Genomic DNA, 21,765 nt, shown 5'->3' on the forward strand with positions numbered 1-21,765 from the left:
ATCACAGTTTGCACCCCGCGCGGGCGCTGCGCGGCAAGTTGCCCCTCTTGCCGCCCAGCCGCGCGCCCGTTACTCCCTTCGGCCTAAGAGGAGACCACATGGCGCGTGCCCCACAGACCAACCCCGATGATCGTCCCGGCTCGCGCCGCGTTGGCGCGCTGCGTGCGCTCGCGCCGTTCTTCGCGCCCTACAAGCTCATGGCCCTCGCCGCGCTCGGTGCGCTGATCCTCACCGCCGGCGTCTCGCTGATCCTTCCCCTCGCCGCACGCCGGGTGGTCGACAACTTCGGCACCGCCGATGTTGCCCTGCTCGATCGCTACTTTTTCGCCGCCATCGGCATCGCCGCCATCTTCGCGCTCGGCACCGCGCTGCGCTACTGGCTGGTCACACGGCTGGGCGAGCGCGTGGTGGCCGACATCCGCAAGGCGGTGTTCAACCGGATGATCGGCATGAGCCCGGCCTATTACGAAAAGCTGATGACCGGCGAGGTGCTCTCGCGCATCACCACCGACACCACGCTGATCCTCTCGGTGATCGGCTCCTCGGCCTCATGGTTTTTGCGGAATATCCTGCTCTTCGTCGGCGGGCTGATCCTGATGTTCTTCACCACGCCCAAGCTCTCGCTGATGGTGCTCGGCATCATCCCCGTGGTCATCATCCCCATCCTCGTGCTGGGCCGCCGCTTGCGCAGCCTCAGCCGCGAAAACCAGGACTGGATCGCCGCCTCCTCCGGCAACGCCTCCGAAGCCCTGCTGGCGGTCCAAACCGTGCAGGCCTTCACCCACGAGGCCCCCAGCCGCGATCAGTTCGGCGAGGTGACCGAGCAGAGCTTCTCCTCCGCCAAAAAACGCATCACCGTGCGCGCGGCGATGACGGCGATCATCATTTTCGTGGTGTTCTGTGGCATCCTCGGCGTGCTCTGGATCGGCGCGCGCGATGTGCGCGATGGCGTGATGACGGCGGGTGAGCTTGTGCAATTCGTCATCTACGCCGGCATCATGGCCGGCGCCGTGGCCGCGCTCTCTGAAATCTGGGGCGAGTTGCAACGCGCCGCCGGGGCGACCGAGCGGCTGATCGAGCTGCTGGTTGCCGAGGATTCGGTGGCAGACCCGGCAGAGCCGCTCGCGCTTGAGGGCCGCGCCCGCGGTGCCATCGGCTTCAGCGACGTGGTGTTCCACTATCCCACGCGCCCCGGCGAGGCCGCGCTCTCTGGCGTGTCCTTCAACGTGCAGCCGGGCGAAACCATCGCCCTCGTCGGCCCCTCCGGGGCAGGCAAATCCACCATCTTCCAGCTTCTGCTGCGCTTCTACGATCCCGCCTCCGGCGAGATCACTCTGGATGGAACGCGGCTCGATGCTGTCACCCGCGAGGCCCTGCGCCGCCAGCTTGCCCTCGTGCCGCAAGACCCGGTGATCTTCGCCGCCACTGTGGCCGAAAACATCCTCTTCGGCTGCCCCGATGCCAGCCGCGCCGAAGTGGAGGCCGCCGCCAAAGCCGCCGCCGCCCACGAGTTCATCACCGATCTGCCCGAGGGCTATGACACCTATGTGGGCGAACGCGGCGCCATGCTCTCCGGCGGCCAAAAGCAACGCATCGCCATCGCCCGCGCCATCCTGCGCGACGCCCCCGTGCTGCTGCTCGACGAGGCCACATCGGCACTCGATGCCGAAAGCGAGCAACTGGTCCAACAAGCCGTCGAGGCCCTCTCGGCAGAGCGCACGACGCTGATCGTCGCCCACCGCCTTGCGACCGTGAAAAAGGCCGACCGCATCCTCGTGTTCGAGAAGGGCCAGATCGTCGCAACCGGCACCCACGACACCCTCGTCGCCCAAGGCGGCCTCTACGCCCGATTGGCCCGGCTCCAGTTCACCGAAGGGCTGGCGGCCGAATAACTCCGAAGTCGTGGCGTATCTGTCGTGTCGTCACTGCGCAGGCCGGTGCACCGCCACACCCGCCACCACCAGCGCCACGCCCAAAAGCTCTTCCCACCCCGGCACCTGCGCCAGCACGAGAGCACCGATCACCGCAGCCATCGCGGGCAGGAGCGCCAGCATCAGCGCAAAGCTCGCCCGGGGCAGCCGCGCCATCGCCAGCTGGTCGCAGACGTAAGGGATGACCGAGGAGCAGAGGCCAACCCCCACGCCCGCGATCACCAGCCAGGGATCACCGAAAGCGCGGGTGGCCTGCAGCAATCCGATCGGCATTACGAAAACAGCGCCAAGGCACATGGCCGCGCCCAGCCGCTCGATCCCGCCCGCCGCGCCGTCCTCCGAGGCGCGGTGGCCCAGCACCACGTAAAGCATGAAGAGTCCGCCGTTCAGCACAGCGCAGCCCCGCCAACTCTGCCCGCCACCCCGGCGTGGCGCCAAGGAGCCCCGGCAGATCGAGCAGCAGCGCAACGCCCGCCACGGTCAGCCCCAGAGCGCCCCAGTTGCGCCCGCTGCGCAGTCCCCAGAGGGCGAGGCCGACAGTGCCAAGAAATTCGATTGCCGCTACCAGCGCCATCGGCAACCGTTCCAGCGCGAGGTAGAAGGCCGAGTTCATCACCGCCAACGTCGCCCCGAGACCCGCCATCAGCGCCAGCTCCCGCCCCCGCGCACGCGCCAAAACGCGCCATGGGCGGGTGACGGGGGCGAAGATCAGCGCGGCCGAGGTGATGCGGAACCAGGCCACGCCCAGCACCCCGACGGCGGGGAAGAGCAGCACCGCAAAGGCGGGCCCAAGATAGTGGAACAGGGCCGACACGCCAAACCAGGCGTGGGGCGGAACGGAGGCAGGGGCTTGGCGCAGAGCTTTCATGGCGGCAGTATCGAAGGCAAATACTGCGCCGGATATGACCGGTCAGAGCTATTAGGAGGAGATTTCCGTGGATTCATCGGTCAAAGCTGCCAGCCATCGTCGTTTCGAAAGCTACGCGCTTGATGCGGCTGACCGGGCGATTCTCCGGCTGCTGATGGAGGATGCCCGAATGCCACGTGCGCAACTCGCACGTCGGGTCGGCCTGTCGCCGCCCGCCGTGGCCGAACGGGTCCGCCGGATGGAGGAGGCCGGGGTGATCACCGGCTACCACGCGCATGTCGCGCCGTCGCGCCTCGGCTTCGCGCTCACCCTACTGATCCGCGCTCGCCCAGCACCCGGCCGGATGGAGGAGATGGTGCAGGCCATCGACGCCACGCCTCAGATCGTCCACTGCGAGCGGGTCTCGGGCGAGGATTGCTTCGTTGCCCGTGCCCATGTGCGCGACGTGTCCGAGATGGAAGCGGTGATCGATCGGCTTGTGCCCTTTGGCGCAACCAATAGCTCTGTGGTGCAATCGGCCCCCGTGGTCGATCGTGCCCGCGGCTTGCTCACTGCGCCCTAGCCCATCGGCACCTCCCCGCGACCCCGCAACCCCACGTCACATCCCCATCGCGCTTGATCCCGGCGCGGCTCTCGCCCACACTCGCTGCACTGGACGAGGCCGAAAACGGCCCGCCACGACGGGGAGGACGACCATGAGCTTTCAGAGCACCGCAGATCTGCGCGCGATCGAAAACCAGATGACCTGGGAAGAGCGGGGCATGCCCGCCACGATCTACGATTTCATCTCGGCCACCAAGGCCAAGCACGGCGCGCGCCCTGCGCTCAGCTACCAGATCTTCTCCGACCCCGGTGCCAAGGCCGAAACCCTCAGCTGGAACGAGCTGCACGCCAAAACCACGCAGGCCGCCAACCTCTTCCGGTCGCTGGGCGTTGGCCCCAACGACACCGTCGCCTACCTGCTGCCCAACGCCAATGAAACCGTGGTCACCCTGCTCGGCGGCGCGGTGGCGGGTATCGTCAACCCGATCAACCCGCTGCTGGAGCCCGATCACATCGCCGCCATCCTGCGCCAGACCGGCGCCAAGGTGCTGGTGACGATGAAGAGCTTCCCCAAGTCCGACGTGGCCCAGAAGGCGGCCGAGGCCGTCAAGCATGCGCCGAACGTCACCACCGTGCTCGAGGTCGACCTGCTGCGCTACGTCACCGGGCTGAAAAAGTTCATCATCCCCTTCATCCGCCCCAAGGTCGACCACGGCCACCACGCCAATGTGATGGATTTCAACGCCGAGCTGGCCAAGCAGCGCCCGGATGCGCTGGAGTTCCCCGACCCCAAGGAAGACCGCGTCGCCGCCTATTTCCACACCGGCGGCACCACCGGCATGCCCAAGGTGGCCCAGCACAAGGTCTCGGGTATGGTCTACAACGGCTGGATCGGCCACGAACTGCTCTTCACCGAGCAGGATAACGTGCTCTGCCCGCTGCCGCTGTTCCACGTCTTCGCCTGCCACGTCATCTTCATGGCCGCCATCGCCAGCGGCATGCATGTCGTCTTCCCCACCCCCGCAGGCTATCGCGGCGACGGGGTGTTCGATAATTTCTGGAAGCTGATCGAACGCTGGAAAATCAGCTTCATCATCACCGTGCCCACCGCGCTCTCGGCGCTGATGCAGCGGCCCGTCGATGCCGATGTCTCCACCGTCAAAACCGCCTTCTCCGGCTCCTCGCCGCTGCCGGTCGAGCTGTTCAACCGCTTCGAAAAGGCCACCGGCGTCGAGGTGGTCGAGGGCTACGGGCTGACAGAATGCACCTGCCTCGTCTCCTGCAACCCGCCCTCGGGCGAAAAGAAGATCGGCTCCGTCGGCATCCCGTTTCCCTACACCGAGGTGAAAATCCTCTGTGACACGCCGGACGGGCCAACCGAATGCGGCACCGATGACGTGGGCGAAATCTGCGTGTCCTCCCCCGGCGTCTTCCCGGGCTCGACCTATACCGAGGAGGACAAGAACCACAAACTCTTCCACCACGATGTCTACCTGCGCACCGGCGATCTGGGCCGGATCGACGAAGAGGGCTACCTCTGGATCACCGGCCGCGCCAAGGATCTGATCATCCGCGGCGGCCACAACATCGACCCGGCAGAAATCGAAGATGCACTGGCCGGTCACGAGGCGGTGGCCTTCGCAGGCGCCATCGGTCAGCCCGACGCCCATTCGGGCGAGCTGCCCTGCGCCTATGTCGAGCTGGTGAGCGGGGCCAATGTCACCGAGCAGGAGCTGATCGAATACGCCAACGAGCGCATCCACGAGCGCGCGGCCTACCCGAAATACCTCGAAATCCTGTCCGAACTGCCGAAAACGGCGGTGGGCAAGGTCTTCAAGCCCGACCTGCGGCGCATGGCGATCACCCGGATCTATAATGAGGCGCTCGAGGGCACCGGGGCGGAAGTCGCCGAAGTGGTCGAAGACAAGAAGCGCGGGCTCGTCGCCAAGCTGAAGAAAACCGGCCAGACCGACGAGGCCAGGGTGGCCGAAGCCCTCGGCAGCTTTACCCGCCCCTGGGACTGGGCGTGAGCCTCACCTTCGACGAAGCCACGTTCGGCGCGCTCAACGCCGAGGGCTACGACGAAGGCATATTACCGGACACACTGGAAGACAGCGTCGCGCTTATCTCTGGGCTGGCGGGGCAGGGAAGGGTGCTGGAATTCGCCATCGGCACCGGGCGCGTCGCCCTGCCGCTGGCCGCACGCGGGCACGTCGTTGCGGGCATCGAAGGCGCGCCCGAGATGGTCGAGAAGCTGCGCGCCAAGCCGGGCGGGGAGGCGCTGGAGGTGTTGGTGGGCGACATGGCCGAGGCCCGGGTGCCGGGCGAGTTTTCCCATGCCTTCCTCGTCTTCAACACGCTCTTCAACCTCACCACGCAGGAGGCGCAGGTGCGCCTCTTCGCCAATGCCGCGCGTCACCTGGAGCCGGGCGGCAGCTTCCTGGTCGAAGCCTTCGTGCCCGACCTCGCCGGGTTCACAAACGGCCAGCGCGTTTCCACCAAGGCGATGGACATGGAGAGCGCCATGATCGAGGCCGCCACATGGGACGCGGTGAACCAACGGCTCGACATGCAGCGCATCCATATCAGCGCCGAAGGCAACCGCCTCGTGCCGCTGGTGATGCGCGTCGCCGCCCCGCCCGAGATCGACCTGATGGCCCGCCTCGCCGGCCTCATGCTGGAGCACCGCTGGGGCGGCTGGGCCCGCGAGCCCTTCACCGCCGACAGCCGGATGCATGTTTCGCTCTATCGCAAGCCTGCCGCCTGAGGCCCGACGCGATCCAATTGAGCGCCTTGCGGCGCATTACATGTTTTGTCTGGCGCTCGGCGGCGGCTGGTGCGCTTTGAACGGCAAGGTTAGCTCCAACGGCACCGGGCTGGCCCCGCCCTCCAGCCTGTGCCCCGGTGTCATCACCAGCCGTGCTCTTGCGGCCTCTCCCGGCGCGACGTCGAAACTCACCGCCTGCAACGGATGGCGCGCCATCTCCTCGGCGGTCATCGCCCCGATATCCGCCCGCACCTGCCCGGCGAACCAGCCGCGCACCCGCGCCTCGAAGCGCTCCGCCGCCTCGCCCTCGGGCGCATCGGCGGCCATCCGCATCACGTGCTGGGCATAGCGGGTGGCGAAGAGCAGGTAGGGCAGGCGGCTGAGAACCCGCGCGTCCCCATCGGGCGGCAGCGCCAGCGTCTGCGCGCCGAAGAAGCAGGCCGCCATCTGCCCCTTGCTCCTCAACGCTGCCGCCAGTCCGAGCCGCGCCAGATGCGCCTCCTGCCGTTCGTCCAGATTGACCTCGACGGGCGAAAGCCCCGCCGCCCCGGTTTGCGGCAGCCACTCCACCAGCCCACCGCCCTCCTGCCCGCGAATCTCCGTGGCCCAGCCGTGCACGGCGACCGAACGCGCGATGTTGGCCGCCATGGCGTGAGCCGGGTTGACCCAGCAGGGCGGGCCGGCCTCTTCGAAGACGAAAGCCTCGACCGGGGCAGTCCTGTCACCCCAGGGCAGGCGGCCAAGAAGGCCGGGCAGGCCGAGGCAGAGATAGCGGCTCTCCGGCCGGTCCCGCAGCGCCCGCCACTCCGCGTGCCCGGGCCCGTCGAAGGCAGTTTCCAGCACGTCCCAGCGCGGCACCGTCCCGCCTTTGAACAGCGTCAACGCCGCCTGCGTCAGCACCGGCATCTGGCAGGCCGCGCCGAGCCGGGCCAGCGCGGCGAGGCGTGGTGCGTCACGATGATCGAAGGCCCGGTCCACCACCAGCACGGCAAAGGGCACTGCGCCGGAGGTGGCATACACGCCGTCGAAGAGCAGCGCCTTGAGCCGCTCCGCCGCTGTGTCTAGCTCGTTTTCCGCCACGTCGAGCACCCTGAGCTGCACCAGTCCACCCGGCGGCAGCTGCCGCGCCAGCCCGGCCAGCCCGCGCCAGGTCCGCTCCAGCGCCCGCATCTCGGGGTGGGCGAGGATTTCGTTCACCTGGGCCGAAAGGGCTGCGTCGACCTCCCCGATGAGCGCACGCAGCGTGGCTTCCGGGTCTGGGGAGACGCACGCGGGCCGCCGCAGCGCTTCCACCGCCAGCCTCTGGGTCAACCGTTCGATCATCGCCGCCCGCGCGGCTGTGGACTCCCGCGGCGGCGGTGCCCAGTCCAGCATCGCGGCAAACTCCGACAGGTCGGCAGCCTCCCCGTGCCGCCGCCCGCCGAACACCCTGCGCAAAAAGGCCCACATCGCCAGCACCTCCGGCCCCCAGCCTGCGCCCACGGCCCGCGCCAATCAACCCCACCGATACCATCGGCTGCCTTGACCCCACCGCGCGCGCCATGCCCCCTCGCCACAGGTTTCCGGCCCGCCCCGCCTGTTTCCGATCCGCCCGCCCGGCGTGACGTTTCCGCCGCCTTCTTGGTCGGGGGCGGTGTTTTGCCCGGGGCAGGCCCGTGCGATAGAATGGGGCACAACAGGAGGAGAGCCAGCCGCGATGAACAAGGCCAGCAGAGAGTTTGCCCGCCGCGATGCCAGCCAGCCCAAGGGGCGGCAGGTCGAGGAGGCGGCGCTGGAGGAGGTGACACGCCTGCTGGGCGACATGCCCCGCCGCCGCGACATGCTGATCGAGGCGCTGCACCTTATCCAGGACGGCTGCGGCCATCTCTCGGCAGCCAATCTCGCCGCGCTGGCCGAGCTGTTCCGACTGGCCCAGGCCGAGGTCTACGAGGTCGCCACCTTCTACCACCACTTCGACGTGGTGAAGGAGGGCGAGGCCGCCCCCGCACCGGTCACCATCCGCGTCTGCGAGTCGCTCACCTGTTCGCTCGCCGGCTCTGCCAAGCTGATCGAAACCCTGCGCGCCAGCACCGACCCGGAGCGCATCCGCATCCAGCCCGTGCCCTGCATCGGGGCCTGTGATCGTGCCCCCGCCGGGCAGGTCGGCAAACGCGCTGTCGATCATGCCACGCCAGACAATCTGATCGAAGCCGCCACCGGCCCGCTCGACCCGGTGATCCCCGATTACGAGGGGCTGGAGGCCTACCGCGAGGGCGGCGGCTATGCTGTGTATGAGAAGGTCAGGGCGGGGGAGATCACCCCCGATGCCGCCATCGACACCATGTCCGATGCAGGTCTGCGCGGCCTCGGCGGCGCGGGCTTCCCGGCAGGCCGCAAATGGGGCTTTGTGCGCGGCTACGAAGGGCCCCGCCTGATGACGGTGAACGGCGACGAGGGCGAGCCCGGCACTTTCAAGGACCGTTGGTGGCTGGAGCGCAAACCCCACCGTATGCTGGAGGGCGCGCTGATCGCCGCCCATGTCGTCGGCTGTGAACGCATCTACATCTACATGCGCGATGAATATCCGGCGGTGCTCGCCATCCTCAAAGCCGAGGTCGAGGCGCTCGAGCACGCGGGCCTCGCCCATGTGCCGATCGAAATCCGCCGTGGGGCGGGGGCCTATATCTGCGGCGAAGAGAGCGCGATGATCGAAAGCATCGAAGGCAAGCGCGGCCTCCCCCGCCACCGCCCGCCCTACATCGCTGAAGTCGGCCTCTTTGGCCGCCCCACGCTCAACCACAATGTCGAAACCCTCGCTTGGGTGCCCGACATTCTCGCCAACGGCGCAGCATGGTTCGTCGATCAGGGCTATGGCCAAGACAACAACGGGCTACGCAGCTACTCCGTCTCGGGCCGCGTCGCCAATCCGGGCGTCAAACTCGCCCCCGCCGGCATCCCCCTGCAAGAGCTGATCGACACGCACTGCGGCGGCATGGCCCCCGGCCACACCCTCAAGGCCTTCCTCCCCGGCGGCGCCTCGGGTGGCATCTTCCCCGCCTCAGAGGCCCACCGCCCGCTCGACTTCGGAGAATTCGAGAAAGACGGCGGCTTCATGGGCTCCCACGCGGTGATGATCCTCTCTCAGGAGGACTCCGCCAAGGAGGCCGTGCTCAACCTCACCCATTTCTTCGAGCATGAAAGCTGCGGCCAATGCACCCCCTGCCGCTCAGGCACCGCCAAGGCGGCGGCAATCCTCGCGGGAGAAACCCCCTCGACAGACCTCCTGAACGACCTCATCACCGTGATGACAGACAGTTCCATCTGCGGCCTCGGCCAAGCGGCGGGCAATCCCATCCGCCACCTCATCCGCTACTTCCCGGAGGAACTGGCATGAGCCCCCGTAGGGTGGGCAATCTGCCCACCACCCGTTCCCCCCACGCGCACCCCAAGCCGGGCAGCGCCGGCCCGCGGGTTGGCGCACCAACGCCCGTTCGTGGCACTTTATGGTTCAGCGTTCATCTTCCCGCCGAGGTTGCCCCCGGCCTCACCGAAGCGTCGACCCGGGCGGCGGGCCGGCGCTGCCCGGCGCCTTACGGCGCGCACCGGGCGGGCACCACTCGCAACCAGAACACGCTCCAACCGGAGACCCCCCAATGAAAGACCTCCCCACCACCGTCAGCTTCACCCTCGACGGCAAGGATGTCACCGCCGAGGCGCATGAAACCATCTGGCAGGTCGCCAAGCGTGAAGGCACCGCCATCCCGCACCTCTGCTACAAGGACGATCCGGAATACCGCTCCGACGGCAACTGCCGCGCCTGCATGGTGGAAATCGAGGGCGAGCGCACCCTTGCCGCCTCCTGCAAGCGCCGCGTCTCCGAAGGGCTCAAGGTCCAAACCGGCACCGACCGCGTCAAAACCAACCGCCGCCTCGTCTTCGACCTGCTCGCCTCCGACATGCCCTCGCGCGACACCTCGCCAGACCCCGAAGCCCACTTCTGGTCCCAGGCCGAACTCGCTGGCCTGCAAGACACCCACTTCCCCTCAACCCGCCCCGGCGCCAAATCCGAAATCCCGGTCGACTCCATCTTCCGCGACGCCTCCCACCCCTCCATCGCCGTCAACCTTGATGCCTGCATCTCCTGCACCCTCTGCGAGCGCGCCTGCCGCGACGTGCAGGTGAACGACGTCATCGGCATGGCCTCGCGCGGCACCCACAACCTCCCCGTCTTCGACCAGGCCGACCCGATGGGCCTCTCCTCCTGCGTCGCCTGCGGCGAATGCGTGCAGGCCTGCCCCACCGGCGCGCTGATGGAAAAGACCCTGCTCAACGACGAGGCTACCAAGCGCACCGAATACGCCGAGAAAAAGGTCGAAAGCGTCTGCCCCTTCTGCGGCGTCGGCTGCCAAACCGAACTCTCCGTGAAGGACGGCAAGATCATCCAGGTCGAAGGCCGCAAAGGCCCCGCCAACCGCGGCAAGCTCTGCATCAAGGGCCGCTTCGGCTATGACTACGTGCTCTCCCCCGAGCGCCTCACCAAGCCCCTGATCCGCCGCGACGACGCGCCGAAAGACGCCAAGGCCGAGCTTTCCACTGACCGCATCCACGAGGTCTTCCGCGAGGCCACATGGGAAGAGGCGCTGCAAAAAGCCTCAGGCGGCCTGAAAACCATCATCGACCGTGACGGTGGCGCGGCGCTGGCAGGCTTCGGCTCCGCCAAGGGCACCAACGAAGAGGCCTACCTCTTCCAGAAGCTCGTGCGCCAAGGCTTCGGCACCAACAACGTCGATCACTGCACCCGCCTCTGCCACGCCTCCTCCGTGGCCGCGCTGATGGAAGGCGTCGGCTCCGGCGCCGTCTCCGCTCCCTTCACCGATGCCGAAAAGTCCGACTGCATCATCATCATCGGCGCCCGCCCCGAGCAAAACCACCCGGTCGCCGCGACCTACTTCAAACAGGCCGCCAAAAACGGCGCGACCCTCATCGTGATGGACCCGCGCTCCCAACGCCTCATGCGCCACGCCACCCACGGCGTCATCTTCAAGCCGGGCCGCGACGTGGCGCTCTTGAACGCGATGATCCACACGATCATCGAAGAGGGGCTGACGGATGAGCAGTATATCCAAGGCAACACCTCCGGCTTCGAGGCGCTGAAAGAAAAGGTCAAAGGCTTCACGCCGGAAGAGATGGCCCCGATCTGCGGCGTCGATGCCGACGAAATCCGCACCATCGCCCGCGCCTTCGCGCGTGCCGAACGCGGCATCATCTTCTGGGGCATGGGCATCTCCCAGCACGTCCACGGCACCGACAACTCCCGCTGCCTCATCGCCCTCTCGCTGATCACCGGCCACGTCGGCCGCCCCGGCACCGGCCTGCACCCGCTGCGCGGGCAAAACAACGTGCAGGGCGCCTCCGACGCGGGCCTGATCCCCATGTTCTACCCCGATTACAAATCGGTGGAAGCCCCCGAGCTGATCGAAAAATACGAAGACGCCTGGGGCCGCCCGCTTGACCATGTGCGGGGCCTCACCGTGGTCGAGATCATGCACGCCATCCATGACGGCGACATCAAGGGCATGTATGTGCAGGGCGAAAACCCGGCCATGTCCGACCCAGACCAGCACCACGCCCGCGCCGCGCTGGCCAGCCTCGAACACCTCGTCGTGCAGGATATCTTCTTCACCGAAACCGCATGGCACGCCGACGTGATCCTGCCCGCCTCCTCGCAGGCCGAGAAACTGGGCACCTACACCAACTCCAACCGGCAGGTCCAACTCGGCCGCCCCGTGCTGCCGCCCCCCGGCGAGGCCCGGCAGGATTGGGAGCTGATCCGCGATGTCGCCAATGGCATCGGCTGCGGCTGGACCTACACCGATGTGCCCGAGGTTTACGCCGAAATGGCCGCCCTCATGCCCTCGCTCGCCAACATCAGCTGGGAGCGGATCGAGCGCGAAGGCTCCGTCACCTACCCGGCAGCGGCAGAGGACGAGCCCGGGCAGGAGGTCATCTTCACCGAGGGCTTCCCCACCGAAGATGGCCGCGCCCGCATCGTCCCGACCGACCTCGTCCCGCCCGACGAGCTGCCCGATGACGAGTTCCCGCTGGTGCTCACCACCGGCCGCCTTCTGGAGCATTGGCACACCGGCGCTATGACCCGCACCAGCCACGCGCTCAACGCACAAGAGCCGGAGCCGGTGGTGTCGATGCACCCGCGCGACATTGGCCGCATGGGTTTTGAGCGTGGCCAGCAAGTCACGGTCGAAACCCGCCGCGGCGACATCACCCTCACCCTTCGGGCTGACCGGGATGTTACACAGGGCATGCTCTTCATCCCCTTCTGCTTCCGCGACGCGCCCGCCAACTTCCTGACGAACCCAAGCCTCGACCCCTTCGGCAAGATCCCCGAGTTCAAGTTCGCCGCCGCCCGCATCCGCGCCGCCGAAAGCGCATAGAAAAAGGGCAGGGGCCTCGGCCCCCGCCCTTCGCATCGCTGCAGCCTATCGGCGCCGTGGTGGCAGGCTCAGGGCAAAAGCACCTTGTCGATCACGTGGATCACGCCGTTGGAGGCCTGAACGTCAGCACTCACAACCATGGCGTCGTTCACCCGCACGCCGCCGTGCCTGCCGTCGATCCGCAGCTTGCCGCCATTGGCCGTCAGCACGCTCACCCGCCGCCCCGCAAGGTCGGAGGCCTCGGCAACGCCCGGCACCACGTGGTAGGTGAGAATCGCCGTCAGCGTGTCACGGTTCTCCGGTTTCAGCAGGTCGTCCACCGTGCCCGCAGGCAGCGCCGCAAAGGCCTCGTCCGTCGGCGCGAAAACGGTGTAGGGCCCCGGCCCCTGCAACGTCTCAACCAGCCCCGCCGCCGAAACCGCCGCCACCAGCGTCTCGAAGCTCCCGGCCGATTGCGCAACCTCCACGATGTCCGGCCCGCTGGTGCTGCCGGTTGTGGTGCAGCCCGAAACGGCCAGCGCCGCCGAAACCACTGCGGCCTTCGTCAGTGTGATGATATTCATTGTCTGGTCCTCACTGTTTCCCAAAAGCCCCGCAGCCTGTGCGGAGTTGAACAGGTTACGCCCCCAACCTCGCGGCGGTTCACTTTTTCAACAGGAACACCCGCAGCCCACGGCGCCATGCCATAAAAAACGCGCCCGCCTCAGGGGAAAGGCGGGCGCTGTCGGCAAGGCCGCGGTGCGGGAGGGAGTTCCGACAGAAACAACTCTAGGTATAAGCCATGGCCCCGAACACTCGCTGATTTTGGGGAGGGGGCGAAAGCCGTGGCCGTGAAGGCGAAGAGGGCATCAAGACCAAAAAGAATATGGTCGCCGCAGGGCGGGTTGGACCGCAGGTCGATCTGAGCAGAGAGAGATGGTGCTGTGAGAGAGGATTGAACTCTCGACCTCACCCTTACCAAGGGTGTGCTCTACCACTGAGCTACCACAGCATCTCTTGTTGCGTTCGATCCATTCGGCAGACTCAGAGGCCCCTTGCCCGAAGCGCCGACGCGCAGCGTGTGGGGGCTTTTACATCAGTCGCGCTCCGATGCAAGCCCCCCTCACGGCATTTTAGGCGACATTTTCAACCTTGCGCGCCAGCCGAAGGCTCCCTTCAATTGCGCGGGCGGGGCACCGGTGCCGCGCGCGGCGAGCCCGGCGAGGCTTTCCATCAGCCGCCGCTCTATGCCTTCTTGCGTTTTGACCCGTTCCGGGTCGGGGTGGCCGGTGCCAAAGCGGATGTAGGGATTGGTGTTCAACTCAAACACCGCCACGCCCTCTTCGGTCAGGCCAAAGTCCACCCGGCCAAACTGTTGCCCGGCCAAGTCCATCACCCGGCGCACCATCTCGTTGTGCGGGTAAGCGTGCATCTCGGCCTCGTCGGCGGCGTATTGCGCGGCGCTGGCCGCACCCAACTCGCCCGACTTGGCCACCCAATGCCGCTGGCTGACCGTCAGCGCCGGGGTCACCTCACCCTCCACCGCATAGGCCGCCCGCTTGCGAAAAACGCCGCCCTCGCGTGCCAGCCCGGCGTATTCGATGAACATCAGGTCGTGCAACGTGTGCCCGGCCTCCAGCGCAGCCTCTAGCGCGGCGTCCGCCATCGCCGCATCTTCCAGAAGGTCGCCGATCACACCCCGATGGGCCCAGCCCGTCCGCAAAAAGCACGGGAACCGCTCCGGCCGCTCGCCTAGCAAGGGCAGCCAGCAGCCAAACCGGTTGACGCTCGCGCGTTGCAACGCTTTCAGAAGCGCCGCGCGAGGCAGGAAGCGCGCAGGGTTATTTAGCACCGGCGCACCCGTTGCCGCGGCACGCGCACGCAACGTGGCGGCCACTTCCAGCCACGGCGGCGACATCCGCTCGAAATCGGTAAAGATCGCACTTCCCGCCGGCAGCCGCCCCCGCCGCGCCGCCGCCTCATAGCCCATCAGCTTCACTTTGAAGCCCGCCTTGGGGGCCTTCGCCCGAATTTCTCTGAAAGTATTCAGCCGCCGGGCGGTCGCATAAATCACAAGGCGGGGCAGGCCGGGCATCTTTGGTCTCAATTCAACGTATTGACAGGCTGGGTGACGTAAAGGTTAATCTGGCACTATGGATTGTGAAAGGATCTTTCAATGACGATCAAGATTGAACAGCAGAAACTACTTGGCTTCCGCCTTGAAGCCGAAGGCTCCGGTGGGCTCAAGATGGGTGGCAAGGGTGGAGGCGCAGCTGTCGGGAACAAGGTCACTAGCCCGATGGATATGAAGATCGGCAAGAAAGGCGGTGGCGGCGTTACCCTGGCCTGACCCTGAGCGGCACCAGCCGACATGACACCTGAAAACCTGCTGGCCTTCCCGCCCGATGCCGATCGGGCGGGTTTTGCCGATGTGCGAATGCACCGTGAGCTTGCCGCGAGCCTCACGCATCTCTCCGAATCCTGCGCCGAGGCGGGCCACCCCGCCGCCGCACCCCTTGCCGAGGCCGCCCGGCTGCTTAAAACGAAGCGGGTCGGCCCCGAGGCCTTCGCCCGCTACTACATCATCGGCACCGCCCTGCTGGACGGGCATGAGGCAGGGCTGGAGGCCGAGGCCGAGGCGCTGCTGGCAGATGTTCAGACCGGCCGCGCACCCTTCCATGTCTCGCCACGCGGCGGAGCAGGGGCGCTCGATGACCTGATGAACCGGCAGATGGGCGAAGAAGCCGCCAATTTCGCCCCCGTCCCGCCCGAAACCGCCACCGCCTTTGCCACCCGCCTCTCCGCAGGCCTCGACCTCCTGCGCCACGGCCTGCCCGCGCTCCACGCCGAGATCACCACCATTGTCCATCACGTCGTCTGCGCCACCGCCCCAGAAGGGGCCACCGTGCAGTTCGATGGCGCATCGCACTACCAGTTCTGGGGCCTTCTATTGCTCAATCCGCGCTTCCACACCACCCGCCTCGCCATCGCCGAGGTGCTGGCCCACGAAAGCGCCCACTCCCTCCTCTTCGGCCTCACCATCGAAGAGCCCCTCGTCCTGAACCCCGGCGACGAGCGCTTCCCCTCGCCCCTGCGCGCCGACCCGCGCCCGATGGATGGCATCTACCACGCCACCTTCGTCTCCGCCCGGATGGCCTGGGCGATGGAAGGCCTCGCCGCCTCCGGCCTGCTAAGCGCCGAGGAAAAGGCCGAAGCCCTCAAGGCCGCCGAGGCCGACCGCGCCAACTTCGCCTCCGGCCTGTCGGTGGTCGACGCCCACGGCATCCTCTCGCCCACCGGGCAGCGCATCATCGACAACGCCCGCCACTGGATCGCCCGCCAAGGGATGGACGCCGCCCGCCCCTTGTCCTAAAGCTCTTTCATGAGCAAAAGCGACAAACCGGCAGCGTCGCGCGAAGAGCGGCTGAAGCAGGCGCTCAAGGCCAACATGGCCCGCCGCAAGGCGCAGGCCAAGGCACGGTCTGGGGCGCAATCCGGCAAGACAACAAACGAAACGGCAGAGCCGAGCGGTAAAGAGGGCGACAATGGATAGAATCGTGGTCAAGGGCAACGGTGCCCTCTCGGGAGATATTCCGATCTCGGGCGCAAAGAACGCCTGTCTCACCCTCATGCCGGCCACGCTGCTCTCCGAAGAGCCGCTGACGCTCACCAACGCGCCGCGCCTCTCCGACATCCGCACCATGACAGCCCTGCTCCAGTCGCTCGGCTGCGAGGTCACCTCGCTGCAAGAGGGCAAGGTGCTCACCATGTCCTCGCACGACATCAACAACCACAAGGCCGATTACGATATCGTCCGCAAGATGCGCGCCTCCATCCTCGTGCTCGGCCCCATGCTGGCCCGCGATGGCCACGCCGTTGTGTCGCTCCCCGGCGGCTGCGCCATCGGGGCACGCCCGGTTGATCTGCACCTGAAGGCGCTGGAGGCAATGGGCGCCGAGCTTGATCTGCGCGATGGCTACGTCCACGCCAAGGCCATCGGCGGTCGCCTCACCGGGGCCGAGTTTACCTTCCCCCTCGTCTCCGTCGGCGCCACCGAAAACGCCCTGCTCGCCGCCGTGCTGGCCAAGGGCACAACCGTGCTCAAAAACGCCGCCCGCGAGCCCGAGATCGTCGACCTTGCGAACTGCCTCACCAAGATGGGCGCGCAGATCGAAGGGGCCGACACCGGCACCATCACCATTCAGGGCGTCGACAGCCTGCACGGCGCAACCCACCCCGTCGTCACCGACCGCATCGAGCTTGGCACCTACATGCTCGCCCCCGCCATCGCCGGCGGCGAGGTCGAGCTGCTGGGCGGCCAGCGCGCGCTGGTCGGGGCCTTTGCCGACAAGTTGGAGGAGGCCGACATCGAGGTCACCCAAACCAACCGCGGCCTGAAGGTGAAGCGCAAGAATGGCCGCGTCCGCGCCGTCGATGTGGTGACAGAACCCTTCCCCGGTTTCCCGACCGACCTTCAGGCGCAGATGATGGCCCTGATGTGCACCGCCGAGGGCACCTCGGTGCTGGAAGAGAAGATCTTCGAAAACCGCTTCATGCACGCCCCCGAGCTGATCCGCATGGGCGCAAACATTGATGTGCAGGGCGGCCACGCAACCGTCACCGGCGTCGAAAAGCTCAAGGGCGCCCCGGTGATGGCCACCGACCTGCGCGCCTCGGTCTCCCTCATCCTCGCCGGCCTCGCCGCCGAGGGCGAAACCGTCGTCAGCCGCGTCTACCACCTCGACCGCGGCTACGAGCACGTCGTGCGCAAACTCTCCGGCGTCGGCGCTCACATCGAGCGTCTGCAAGAGGGCGACTGACCGCCGGCACCGTCCGCGGCCAAGGCACAGAGCATGTTTGGTTGGGCTCCCGGCACTCCCGCCTTGGGCGCATTTATTCGCCAAGACACATCACCGCCGGCCTTTAGCCACCTTTGTCTGACAATCTGCGTCAGACAACGGATCGGGGCCGATGACATATCACCGGGAAATAGACGGCCTGCGCGCTCTTGCCGCCATCGTGGTGCTGGCCTTTCACACCAACCTGCCGGGCTTCGGTGGCGGGTTTCTCGGGGTTGATCTGTTCTTCGTTCTCTCCGGCTTCCTCACCACCTCTCTGCTTGTCCCGCAGATCGAAAGCTTCTCACCCGACGGTTTCCGCCGTTTTCTTTCCCGCAGGCTCTGGCGGCTCTGGCCATTGCTCCTTGCCTTCTGCGCCATCCTTGCGCTGGCCCTTTGGCTTGTCGGGCTGGGCAGCCCCGCCGCGCTGCTGAACGCGGCGCTTTTTCTGGGCAATACCGACAGGGCAGTGCTGGGCTACGCCAGCTACAGCGTGCACACTTGGTCTCTCGCCGCCGAAATGCAGTTCTATGTCCTGCTCGCTCTGCTCGCCTTCGTCCTGCGCTCCGCCCGACAACTCCAGGCCGCGCTGATGGCGGGGTTTCTTGCCGTTACGCTCTGCCGGGTCGTCTTTGCGTTGAGCGGGGACTGGGGCGGCGGGTTCTATAGCCCCTTCGCCCACAGCTCCGGCCTGTTTCTCGGCGGGCTTCTCGCCACCATGCCGCGCCGCCAAATGCATCACGCGCCCGTTGCCTGTGCGGCCGCGCTGCTCGTGCTTGCGGCGGCGGTCACGGTGGCCGTGTTTCGCAGCTACGGCGCCCTTCTGCTCTGGATCACGTTCACCGAGCTTGCCACGGCCGTGCTTCTGATGGCCCTGCTCTCGGGGCGCGCCGGGGTCGTGGCGCGTGTTCTTGGCCTGCGTCCCCTCGTCTGGTTCGGCCAACTCTCATATGGCGTCTATCTCTGGCACTACCCGTTGTCGGTGCTGCTGCGTGATGCGCTGCCACCTCTCGTCACTTTCTTGGCCACCCTGGTCATTTCCCTTGCGCTGGCGGCTGCAAGTTTCCGCTGGCTGGAGGCACCGTTGCGCCGCTATGGCAACGCCCGCACGCAGCGCATCAGGCCCTCTGCGCCATTGCACGGTGCGACGGGTTAACCCCGCCGAAGCGTGCGAAAACCGCGTATGCATGGGATGTGCATCACTTGTGCATCGCTTGTGGCCCATTAACTCTCCTTAACAGATCGCCGCCTGTTAACCTGCCGGGACGGTGGGGCAGGGGCGGCTTGTGAGGCTGCGCCGAAACCCCTATGTCTTTCAGGTGATGCAAGAATTACCTGCAATTCCGCCCCCGGAGGCTCATCGTGGCTGAAGACGCCAAGTTTGAAGACGGGGCAGACCGCCCGATCTACCTCGCCGCAATGGATGACGGCTCCGTGCCCATCGTCTCTGCGCTGGTGCAAGATGCGGTCTTTCCGATCACCGAGATGAAGTATGACAAGGCGAGCCGCGAATTTGCCTTGTTGCTCAACCGCTTCCGCTGGGAAGACAAGGCCCGCGCCGAGGCCCGCAAGCGCCCTTATGAGCGGGTGCAGTCGGTGCTGCGCGTGGGCGATGTGCTGGGCGTGGCAACAATGGGAATCGACCGGTCCGAGCCCGATACAATCCTGTCACTGCTGGCCATCGCTTGGGAAGAGGGCGAAGACGGCACCGGCACGCTCACCCTCACACTGGCGGGCGATGGGGCGATCCGCCTTTCCGTCGAGTGCCTCGACGTGGTGCTCAAGGATGTCACCCGCCCCTATGTCGCCCCCTCCCGCAAGGCCCCGGAGCACCCAGAAGAGTGAGCATCCGGCGGCTTGGGCCAGCCGACGCGGAAGGCTTCCGCGCCCTGCGGCTCGAAGCGCTTGAACTGGCCCCCGAAGCGTTTGGCGAAGACCTCTCGCAAGCGCAGGGCAAGACCGATCTCGACTATGCCAATCGCTTGGAAATGGGCGACAATTTCGGCGCGTTTGCGGGCGATGAGCTAGTCGGCATGTTGCTCTTCATGCGTGAGGACGGCCCCAAGATCGGCCACCGCGCTTTTGTCATGTCGGTCTATCTCCAGCCCGCCCATCGCGGCACCGGGCTGGCCTCCGATCTGCTCGGCGCGGCCCTTGCGCTGGCCGGTGAGAGCGGCGTGGCGCAGGTGGAGCTCTATGTCTCCTCCGCCGCCCCCCGCGCCCACGCCTTCTACCTGCGCGAAGGCTTCGTCGAGGTGGGTCGCAGCCCCCGTGCGCTCTGCGTTAACGGAAGTTACCACGACGAGCTGCATATGATGTTGCGGCTGGACCGTCTTGAGAGCGGCCCGGCAGGCGGGTAAGAGGCTCTCAAAGGAGAGCCCATGCCCGTCTTTCTCGATACCACCGCTGCCGATTTCGAAGGCCAGTTTCAGGCCCTGCTGAACGCCAAGCGCGAGGATGCGCCCGATGTGGACGAGGCCGTCGCGGCGATCATCGCCGACGTCCGCGCCCGCGGCGATGAGGCGGTGATCGAGCTGACTGAAAAGTTCGATCGCCTCAGCTTAACCCCTGAAACCCTTGCCTTTTCCGAGGCCGAGATCGAAGAGCACTGCGCCCGCGTGCCCCCCGCCGAGGCCGCCGCGCTGGAGCTGGCGGCAGACCGTATCCGCGCCTACCACGTCCGCCAGATGCCCGAAAACGCCCAGTGGACCGACCCGGATGGGGCTACCCTCGGCTGGCGCTGGGGCCCTGTTTCAGCAGCGGGCCTCTACGTCCCCGGCGGCCTCGCCAGCTATCCCTCCTCGGTGCTGATGAACGCCGTGCCCGCCCAGGTCGCAGGCGTCGACCGCCTCGTTATCGCCTGCCCAACCCCCGGCGGCGAAGCCAACCCCCTCGTCCTCTACGCCGCCCGCCTCGCCGGGGTGAAAACCATCTACCGCATCGGCGGGGCGCAGGCCGTGGCGGCGCTGGCCTATGGCACGCAAACCATTGCTCCGGTTGATAAAATCACCGGCCCCGGCAACGCCTTCGTCGCCGCCGCCAAGCGCCGGGTCTTCGGCAAAGTGGGCATCGACATGATCGCCGGACCCTCTGAAATCTTGGTTATCGCAGACGCCGAAAACGACCCAGATTTCCTCGCCCTCGACCTGCTCTCCCAAGCCGAGCACGACGCCTCCGCCCAGTCGATCCTCATCACCACCGATGCCGATTTCGGCAAGGCCGTTGCACAGGCCATCGACACCCGCCTGCAAACCCTCGAGCGCCGCGAAATCGCAGGCGAAAGTTGGCGCGACAACGGCGCCGTCATCACCGTCCGCAGCCTCGACGAGGCGGCAGACCTGTCCGACCGCATAGCCCCCGAACACCTCGAGCTCTGCGTCGCAAGCCCCGAGAAACTCAGCGAAAAAATCAACCACGCCGGCGCCATCTTCCTCGGCCAGTGGACCCCCGAAGCCATCGGCGATTACATCGGCGGCCCCAACCACGTGCTCCCCACCGCCCGCTCCGCCCGCTTCTCCTCGGGCCTCTCGGTGATGGATTTCCTCAAGCGCACCACGTTGGCCAAATTGACCCCCGAAGCCCTCCGCGCCATCGGCCCAGCGGCGGAAATCCTCGCAAAATCCGAGAGCCTCGAAGCCCACGGCCTCTCCGTCCGCGCCCGATTGGACAAACTCAACCGATGATCCGCGCCGCCTTCCTCGCGCTCCTCCTCGCCACCGCGCTCCATGCGGGCGAGGCGGAGGATCGCAAGGCCGCCTCGATCGCGCAGCTCGCGCAAGAGGGTGTCCCCTACCTTGCCTCGCTCCCGCAGATCGAGACCGAGGCGCAAAGCATTCGCCGCAGCGACGATGAGGTCATCCGCCGCACCATCGCGCTGGCCATCGTCGCCGTGAAAGGCGAAACCGGCGATGCCGCGCTGGGCCATTCGCTCACCGTCCAGTTCGGGGCCGAGGGCTGGTTCACCCCGGCTGAGCAGGCCTTCATGGACGCGCCGGAGCCAGACCAAAGCATGCGCGCCCAATTTGCATGGCGCTACGAGACGGTGGAGGTGATGCTCTGGGCGCTGGGCATCTACGACGAGCTGAAATATCCCAGCGAAATCATGGACGTGCCCCGCATGGCCGACACGCTCCGCAGCCTCGGCACCGAGGGGCTGCGCGCCCGCGCCAAGCTGCGCCCGCAGGCCGAACTGCTCGATGCGGCCGATCTAATCTATCGCTACCACTGGGCCACCCGTCAGGCCCGGCTCGATGGCACCCCGCCGCCCGCAGGCCTTTACCCCGATGTCATCTGGGAGCGCCATCATGCGCTCAACTGGCTCATCGGCGCGCACGGCGGGCAACCGTGGGATGACGTGTCAACCGACACCTGAGACCTTCGCTGCATTGCAGTAACGGCCCGCAGGCGC

Annotated in this window: 20 protein-coding genes and 1 tRNA gene; 15 read left to right on the forward strand and 6 right to left on the reverse strand. The window is 66.8% G+C overall.

What is annotated here, in order from left to right:
- Positions 1–98 precede the first annotated feature (98 nt).
- Positions 99–1,892, forward strand: coding sequence for an ABC transporter transmembrane domain-containing protein (locus FHY55_RS05410; RefSeq protein ID WP_140013213.1), 1,794 nt, complete (start codon positions 99–101; stop codon positions 1,890–1,892).
- Positions 1,893–1,922: 30 nt separating this feature from the next.
- On the opposite strand, the gene FHY55_RS20730 is transcribed toward FHY55_RS05410, so the two are convergent.
- Entirely contained in the window at positions 1,923–2,204 is a 282-nt protein-coding gene (locus tag FHY55_RS20730; protein ID WP_254695424.1) for an EamA family transporter, read from the reverse strand.
- On the reverse strand, positions 2,164–2,799 hold the full coding sequence (locus tag FHY55_RS05415; protein WP_254695425.1) for a DMT family transporter: 636 nt from the start codon (positions 2,797–2,799) through the stop codon (positions 2,164–2,166). The genes FHY55_RS20730 and FHY55_RS05415 overlap by 41 nt, the downstream gene beginning before the upstream one ends.
- A gap of 67 nt (positions 2,800–2,866) precedes the next feature.
- On the opposite strand from FHY55_RS05415, the gene FHY55_RS05420 reads away from it, so the two are divergent.
- The 3 genes from FHY55_RS05420 (at position 2,867) to FHY55_RS05430 (ending at position 6,109) form a co-directional block, all read left to right on the forward strand.
- Positions 2,867–3,361, forward strand: a complete 495-nt coding sequence (locus FHY55_RS05420; RefSeq protein WP_254695426.1) for an Lrp/AsnC family transcriptional regulator — start codon at positions 2,867–2,869, stop codon at positions 3,359–3,361.
- Between the two features lie 133 nt (positions 3,362–3,494).
- The gene (locus tag FHY55_RS05425) at positions 3,495–5,372 is read left to right on the forward strand and encodes an acyl-CoA synthetase (protein ID WP_140013214.1); all 1,878 of its coding nucleotides are present in this window, start codon (positions 3,495–3,497) and stop codon (positions 5,370–5,372) included.
- Positions 5,369–6,109: a class I SAM-dependent methyltransferase gene (locus FHY55_RS05430; protein WP_140013215.1), complete on the forward strand. Its 741-nt coding sequence runs from the start codon at positions 5,369–5,371 to the stop codon at positions 6,107–6,109. The genes FHY55_RS05425 and FHY55_RS05430 overlap by 4 nt, the downstream gene beginning before the upstream one ends.
- Positions 6,110–6,145: 36 nt before the next feature.
- On the opposite strand, the gene FHY55_RS05435 is transcribed toward FHY55_RS05430, so the two are convergent.
- A complete protein-coding gene (locus tag FHY55_RS05435; protein WP_140013216.1) occupies positions 6,146–7,603 on the reverse strand; it encodes a type VI secretion system contractile sheath domain-containing protein in 1,458 nt (485 codons plus the stop codon).
- Between the two features lie 202 nt (positions 7,604–7,805).
- Here FHY55_RS05435 and FHY55_RS05440 point away from each other — a divergent pair, with 202 nt between their 5' ends.
- Both FHY55_RS05440 and fdhF read left to right on the forward strand, forming a co-directional pair.
- Complete coding sequence (locus FHY55_RS05440; protein WP_140013217.1) at positions 7,806–9,482, forward strand: NAD(P)H-dependent oxidoreductase subunit E; 1,677 nt, start codon at positions 7,806–7,808, stop codon at positions 9,480–9,482.
- Between the two features lie 259 nt (positions 9,483–9,741).
- Entirely contained in the window at positions 9,742–12,540 is a 2,799-nt protein-coding gene (gene fdhF, locus FHY55_RS05445) for a formate dehydrogenase subunit alpha (RefSeq protein WP_210410539.1), read from the forward strand.
- 68 nt (positions 12,541–12,608) lie between these two features.
- Here fdhF and FHY55_RS05450 read toward each other — a convergent pair whose 3' ends face one another.
- The 3 genes from FHY55_RS05450 to FHY55_RS05460 form a co-directional block, all read right to left on the reverse strand.
- Positions 12,609–13,103: a fasciclin domain-containing protein gene (locus FHY55_RS05450; protein WP_140013219.1), complete on the reverse strand. Its 495-nt coding sequence runs from the start codon at positions 13,101–13,103 to the stop codon at positions 12,609–12,611.
- A 353-nt stretch (positions 13,104–13,456) separates the two neighbouring features.
- Positions 13,457–13,531, reverse strand: a tRNA-Thr gene (locus FHY55_RS05455).
- A 111-nt stretch (positions 13,532–13,642) separates the two neighbouring features.
- Positions 13,643–14,614: a hypothetical protein gene (locus FHY55_RS05460; RefSeq protein ID WP_140013220.1), complete on the reverse strand. Its 972-nt coding sequence runs from the start codon at positions 14,612–14,614 to the stop codon at positions 13,643–13,645.
- An 81-nt stretch (positions 14,615–14,695) separates the two neighbouring features.
- On the opposite strand from FHY55_RS05460, the gene FHY55_RS20435 reads away from it, so the two are divergent.
- The 9 genes from FHY55_RS20435 to FHY55_RS05495 all read left to right on the forward strand — a co-directional run bounded on the left by FHY55_RS20435 (position 14,696) and on the right by FHY55_RS05495 (position 21,729).
- Positions 14,696–14,869, forward strand: coding sequence for a hypothetical protein (locus FHY55_RS20435; RefSeq protein WP_168222936.1), 174 nt, complete (start codon positions 14,696–14,698; stop codon positions 14,867–14,869).
- A 21-nt stretch (positions 14,870–14,890) separates the two neighbouring features.
- On the forward strand, positions 14,891–15,892 hold the full coding sequence (locus FHY55_RS05465; RefSeq protein ID WP_140013221.1) for an HEXXH motif-containing putative peptide modification protein: 1,002 nt from the start codon (positions 14,891–14,893) through the stop codon (positions 15,890–15,892).
- 9 nt (positions 15,893–15,901) lie between these two features.
- On the forward strand, positions 15,902–16,072 hold the full coding sequence (locus FHY55_RS20440; RefSeq protein WP_168222937.1) for a hypothetical protein: 171 nt from the start codon (positions 15,902–15,904) through the stop codon (positions 16,070–16,072).
- Entirely contained in the window at positions 16,065–17,339 is a 1,275-nt protein-coding gene (murA, locus tag FHY55_RS05470; protein WP_140013222.1) for a UDP-N-acetylglucosamine 1-carboxyvinyltransferase, read from the forward strand. Before FHY55_RS20440 ends, murA begins: the two co-directional genes overlap by 8 nt.
- 151 nt (positions 17,340–17,490) lie before the next feature.
- Entirely contained in the window at positions 17,491–18,513 is a 1,023-nt protein-coding gene (locus tag FHY55_RS05475) for an acyltransferase (protein WP_140013223.1), read from the forward strand.
- Between the two features lie 206 nt (positions 18,514–18,719).
- On the forward strand, positions 18,720–19,202 hold the full coding sequence (locus FHY55_RS05480; RefSeq protein ID WP_254695427.1) for a DUF2948 family protein: 483 nt from the start codon (positions 18,720–18,722) through the stop codon (positions 19,200–19,202).
- Positions 19,199–19,717, forward strand: coding sequence for a GNAT family N-acetyltransferase (locus tag FHY55_RS05485; RefSeq protein ID WP_168222938.1), 519 nt, complete (start codon positions 19,199–19,201; stop codon positions 19,715–19,717). Before FHY55_RS05480 ends, FHY55_RS05485 begins: the two co-directional genes overlap by 4 nt.
- Before the next feature lie 21 nt (positions 19,718–19,738).
- Positions 19,739–21,040, forward strand: a complete 1,302-nt coding sequence (gene hisD / locus FHY55_RS05490) for a histidinol dehydrogenase (RefSeq protein WP_140013225.1) — start codon at positions 19,739–19,741, stop codon at positions 21,038–21,040.
- The gene (locus tag FHY55_RS05495) at positions 21,037–21,729 is read left to right on the forward strand and encodes a DUF4272 domain-containing protein (RefSeq protein WP_140013226.1); all 693 of its coding nucleotides are present in this window, start codon (positions 21,037–21,039) and stop codon (positions 21,727–21,729) included. The genes hisD and FHY55_RS05495 overlap by 4 nt, the downstream gene beginning before the upstream one ends.
- Positions 21,730–21,765 lie beyond the last annotated feature (36 nt).

It is taken from the genome of Oceanicola sp. D3 (genome assembly GCF_006351965.1).
In the GTDB taxonomy this organism is placed as follows: Bacteria; Pseudomonadota; Alphaproteobacteria; order Rhodobacterales; family Rhodobacteraceae; genus Vannielia.

Coding starts and splice junctions, on each gene's coding strand:
- FHY55_RS05410 (WP_140013213.1), top strand. CDS start 99: ATGGCGCGTGCCCCACAGACCAACCCCGATGATCGTCCCGGCTCGCGC.
- FHY55_RS20730 (WP_254695424.1), bottom strand. CDS start 2,204: ATGCCGATCGGATTGCTGCAGGCCACCCGCGCTTTCGGTGATCCCTGG.
- FHY55_RS05415 (WP_254695425.1), bottom strand. CDS start 2,799: ATGAAAGCTCTGCGCCAAGCCCCTGCCTCCGTTCCGCCCCACGCCTGG.
- FHY55_RS05425 (WP_140013214.1), top strand. CDS start 3,495: ATGAGCTTTCAGAGCACCGCAGATCTGCGCGCGATCGAAAACCAGATG.
- FHY55_RS05440 (WP_140013217.1), top strand. CDS start 7,806: ATGAACAAGGCCAGCAGAGAGTTTGCCCGCCGCGATGCCAGCCAGCCC.
- fdhF (WP_210410539.1), top strand. CDS start 9,742: ATGAAAGACCTCCCCACCACCGTCAGCTTCACCCTCGACGGCAAGGAT.
- FHY55_RS05450 (WP_140013219.1), bottom strand. CDS start 13,103: ATGAATATCATCACACTGACGAAGGCCGCAGTGGTTTCGGCGGCGCTG.
- FHY55_RS05460 (WP_140013220.1), bottom strand. CDS start 14,614: ATGCCCGGCCTGCCCCGCCTTGTGATTTATGCGACCGCCCGGCGGCTG.
- FHY55_RS20435 (WP_168222936.1), top strand. CDS start 14,696: ATGACGATCAAGATTGAACAGCAGAAACTACTTGGCTTCCGCCTTGAA.
- FHY55_RS05465 (WP_140013221.1), top strand. CDS start 14,891: ATGACACCTGAAAACCTGCTGGCCTTCCCGCCCGATGCCGATCGGGCG.
- FHY55_RS20440 (WP_168222937.1), top strand. CDS start 15,902: ATGAGCAAAAGCGACAAACCGGCAGCGTCGCGCGAAGAGCGGCTGAAG.
- murA (WP_140013222.1), top strand. CDS start 16,065: ATGGATAGAATCGTGGTCAAGGGCAACGGTGCCCTCTCGGGAGATATT.
- FHY55_RS05475 (WP_140013223.1), top strand. CDS start 17,491: ATGACATATCACCGGGAAATAGACGGCCTGCGCGCTCTTGCCGCCATC.
- hisD (WP_140013225.1), top strand. CDS start 19,739: ATGCCCGTCTTTCTCGATACCACCGCTGCCGATTTCGAAGGCCAGTTT.
- FHY55_RS05495 (WP_140013226.1), top strand. CDS start 21,037: ATGATCCGCGCCGCCTTCCTCGCGCTCCTCCTCGCCACCGCGCTCCAT.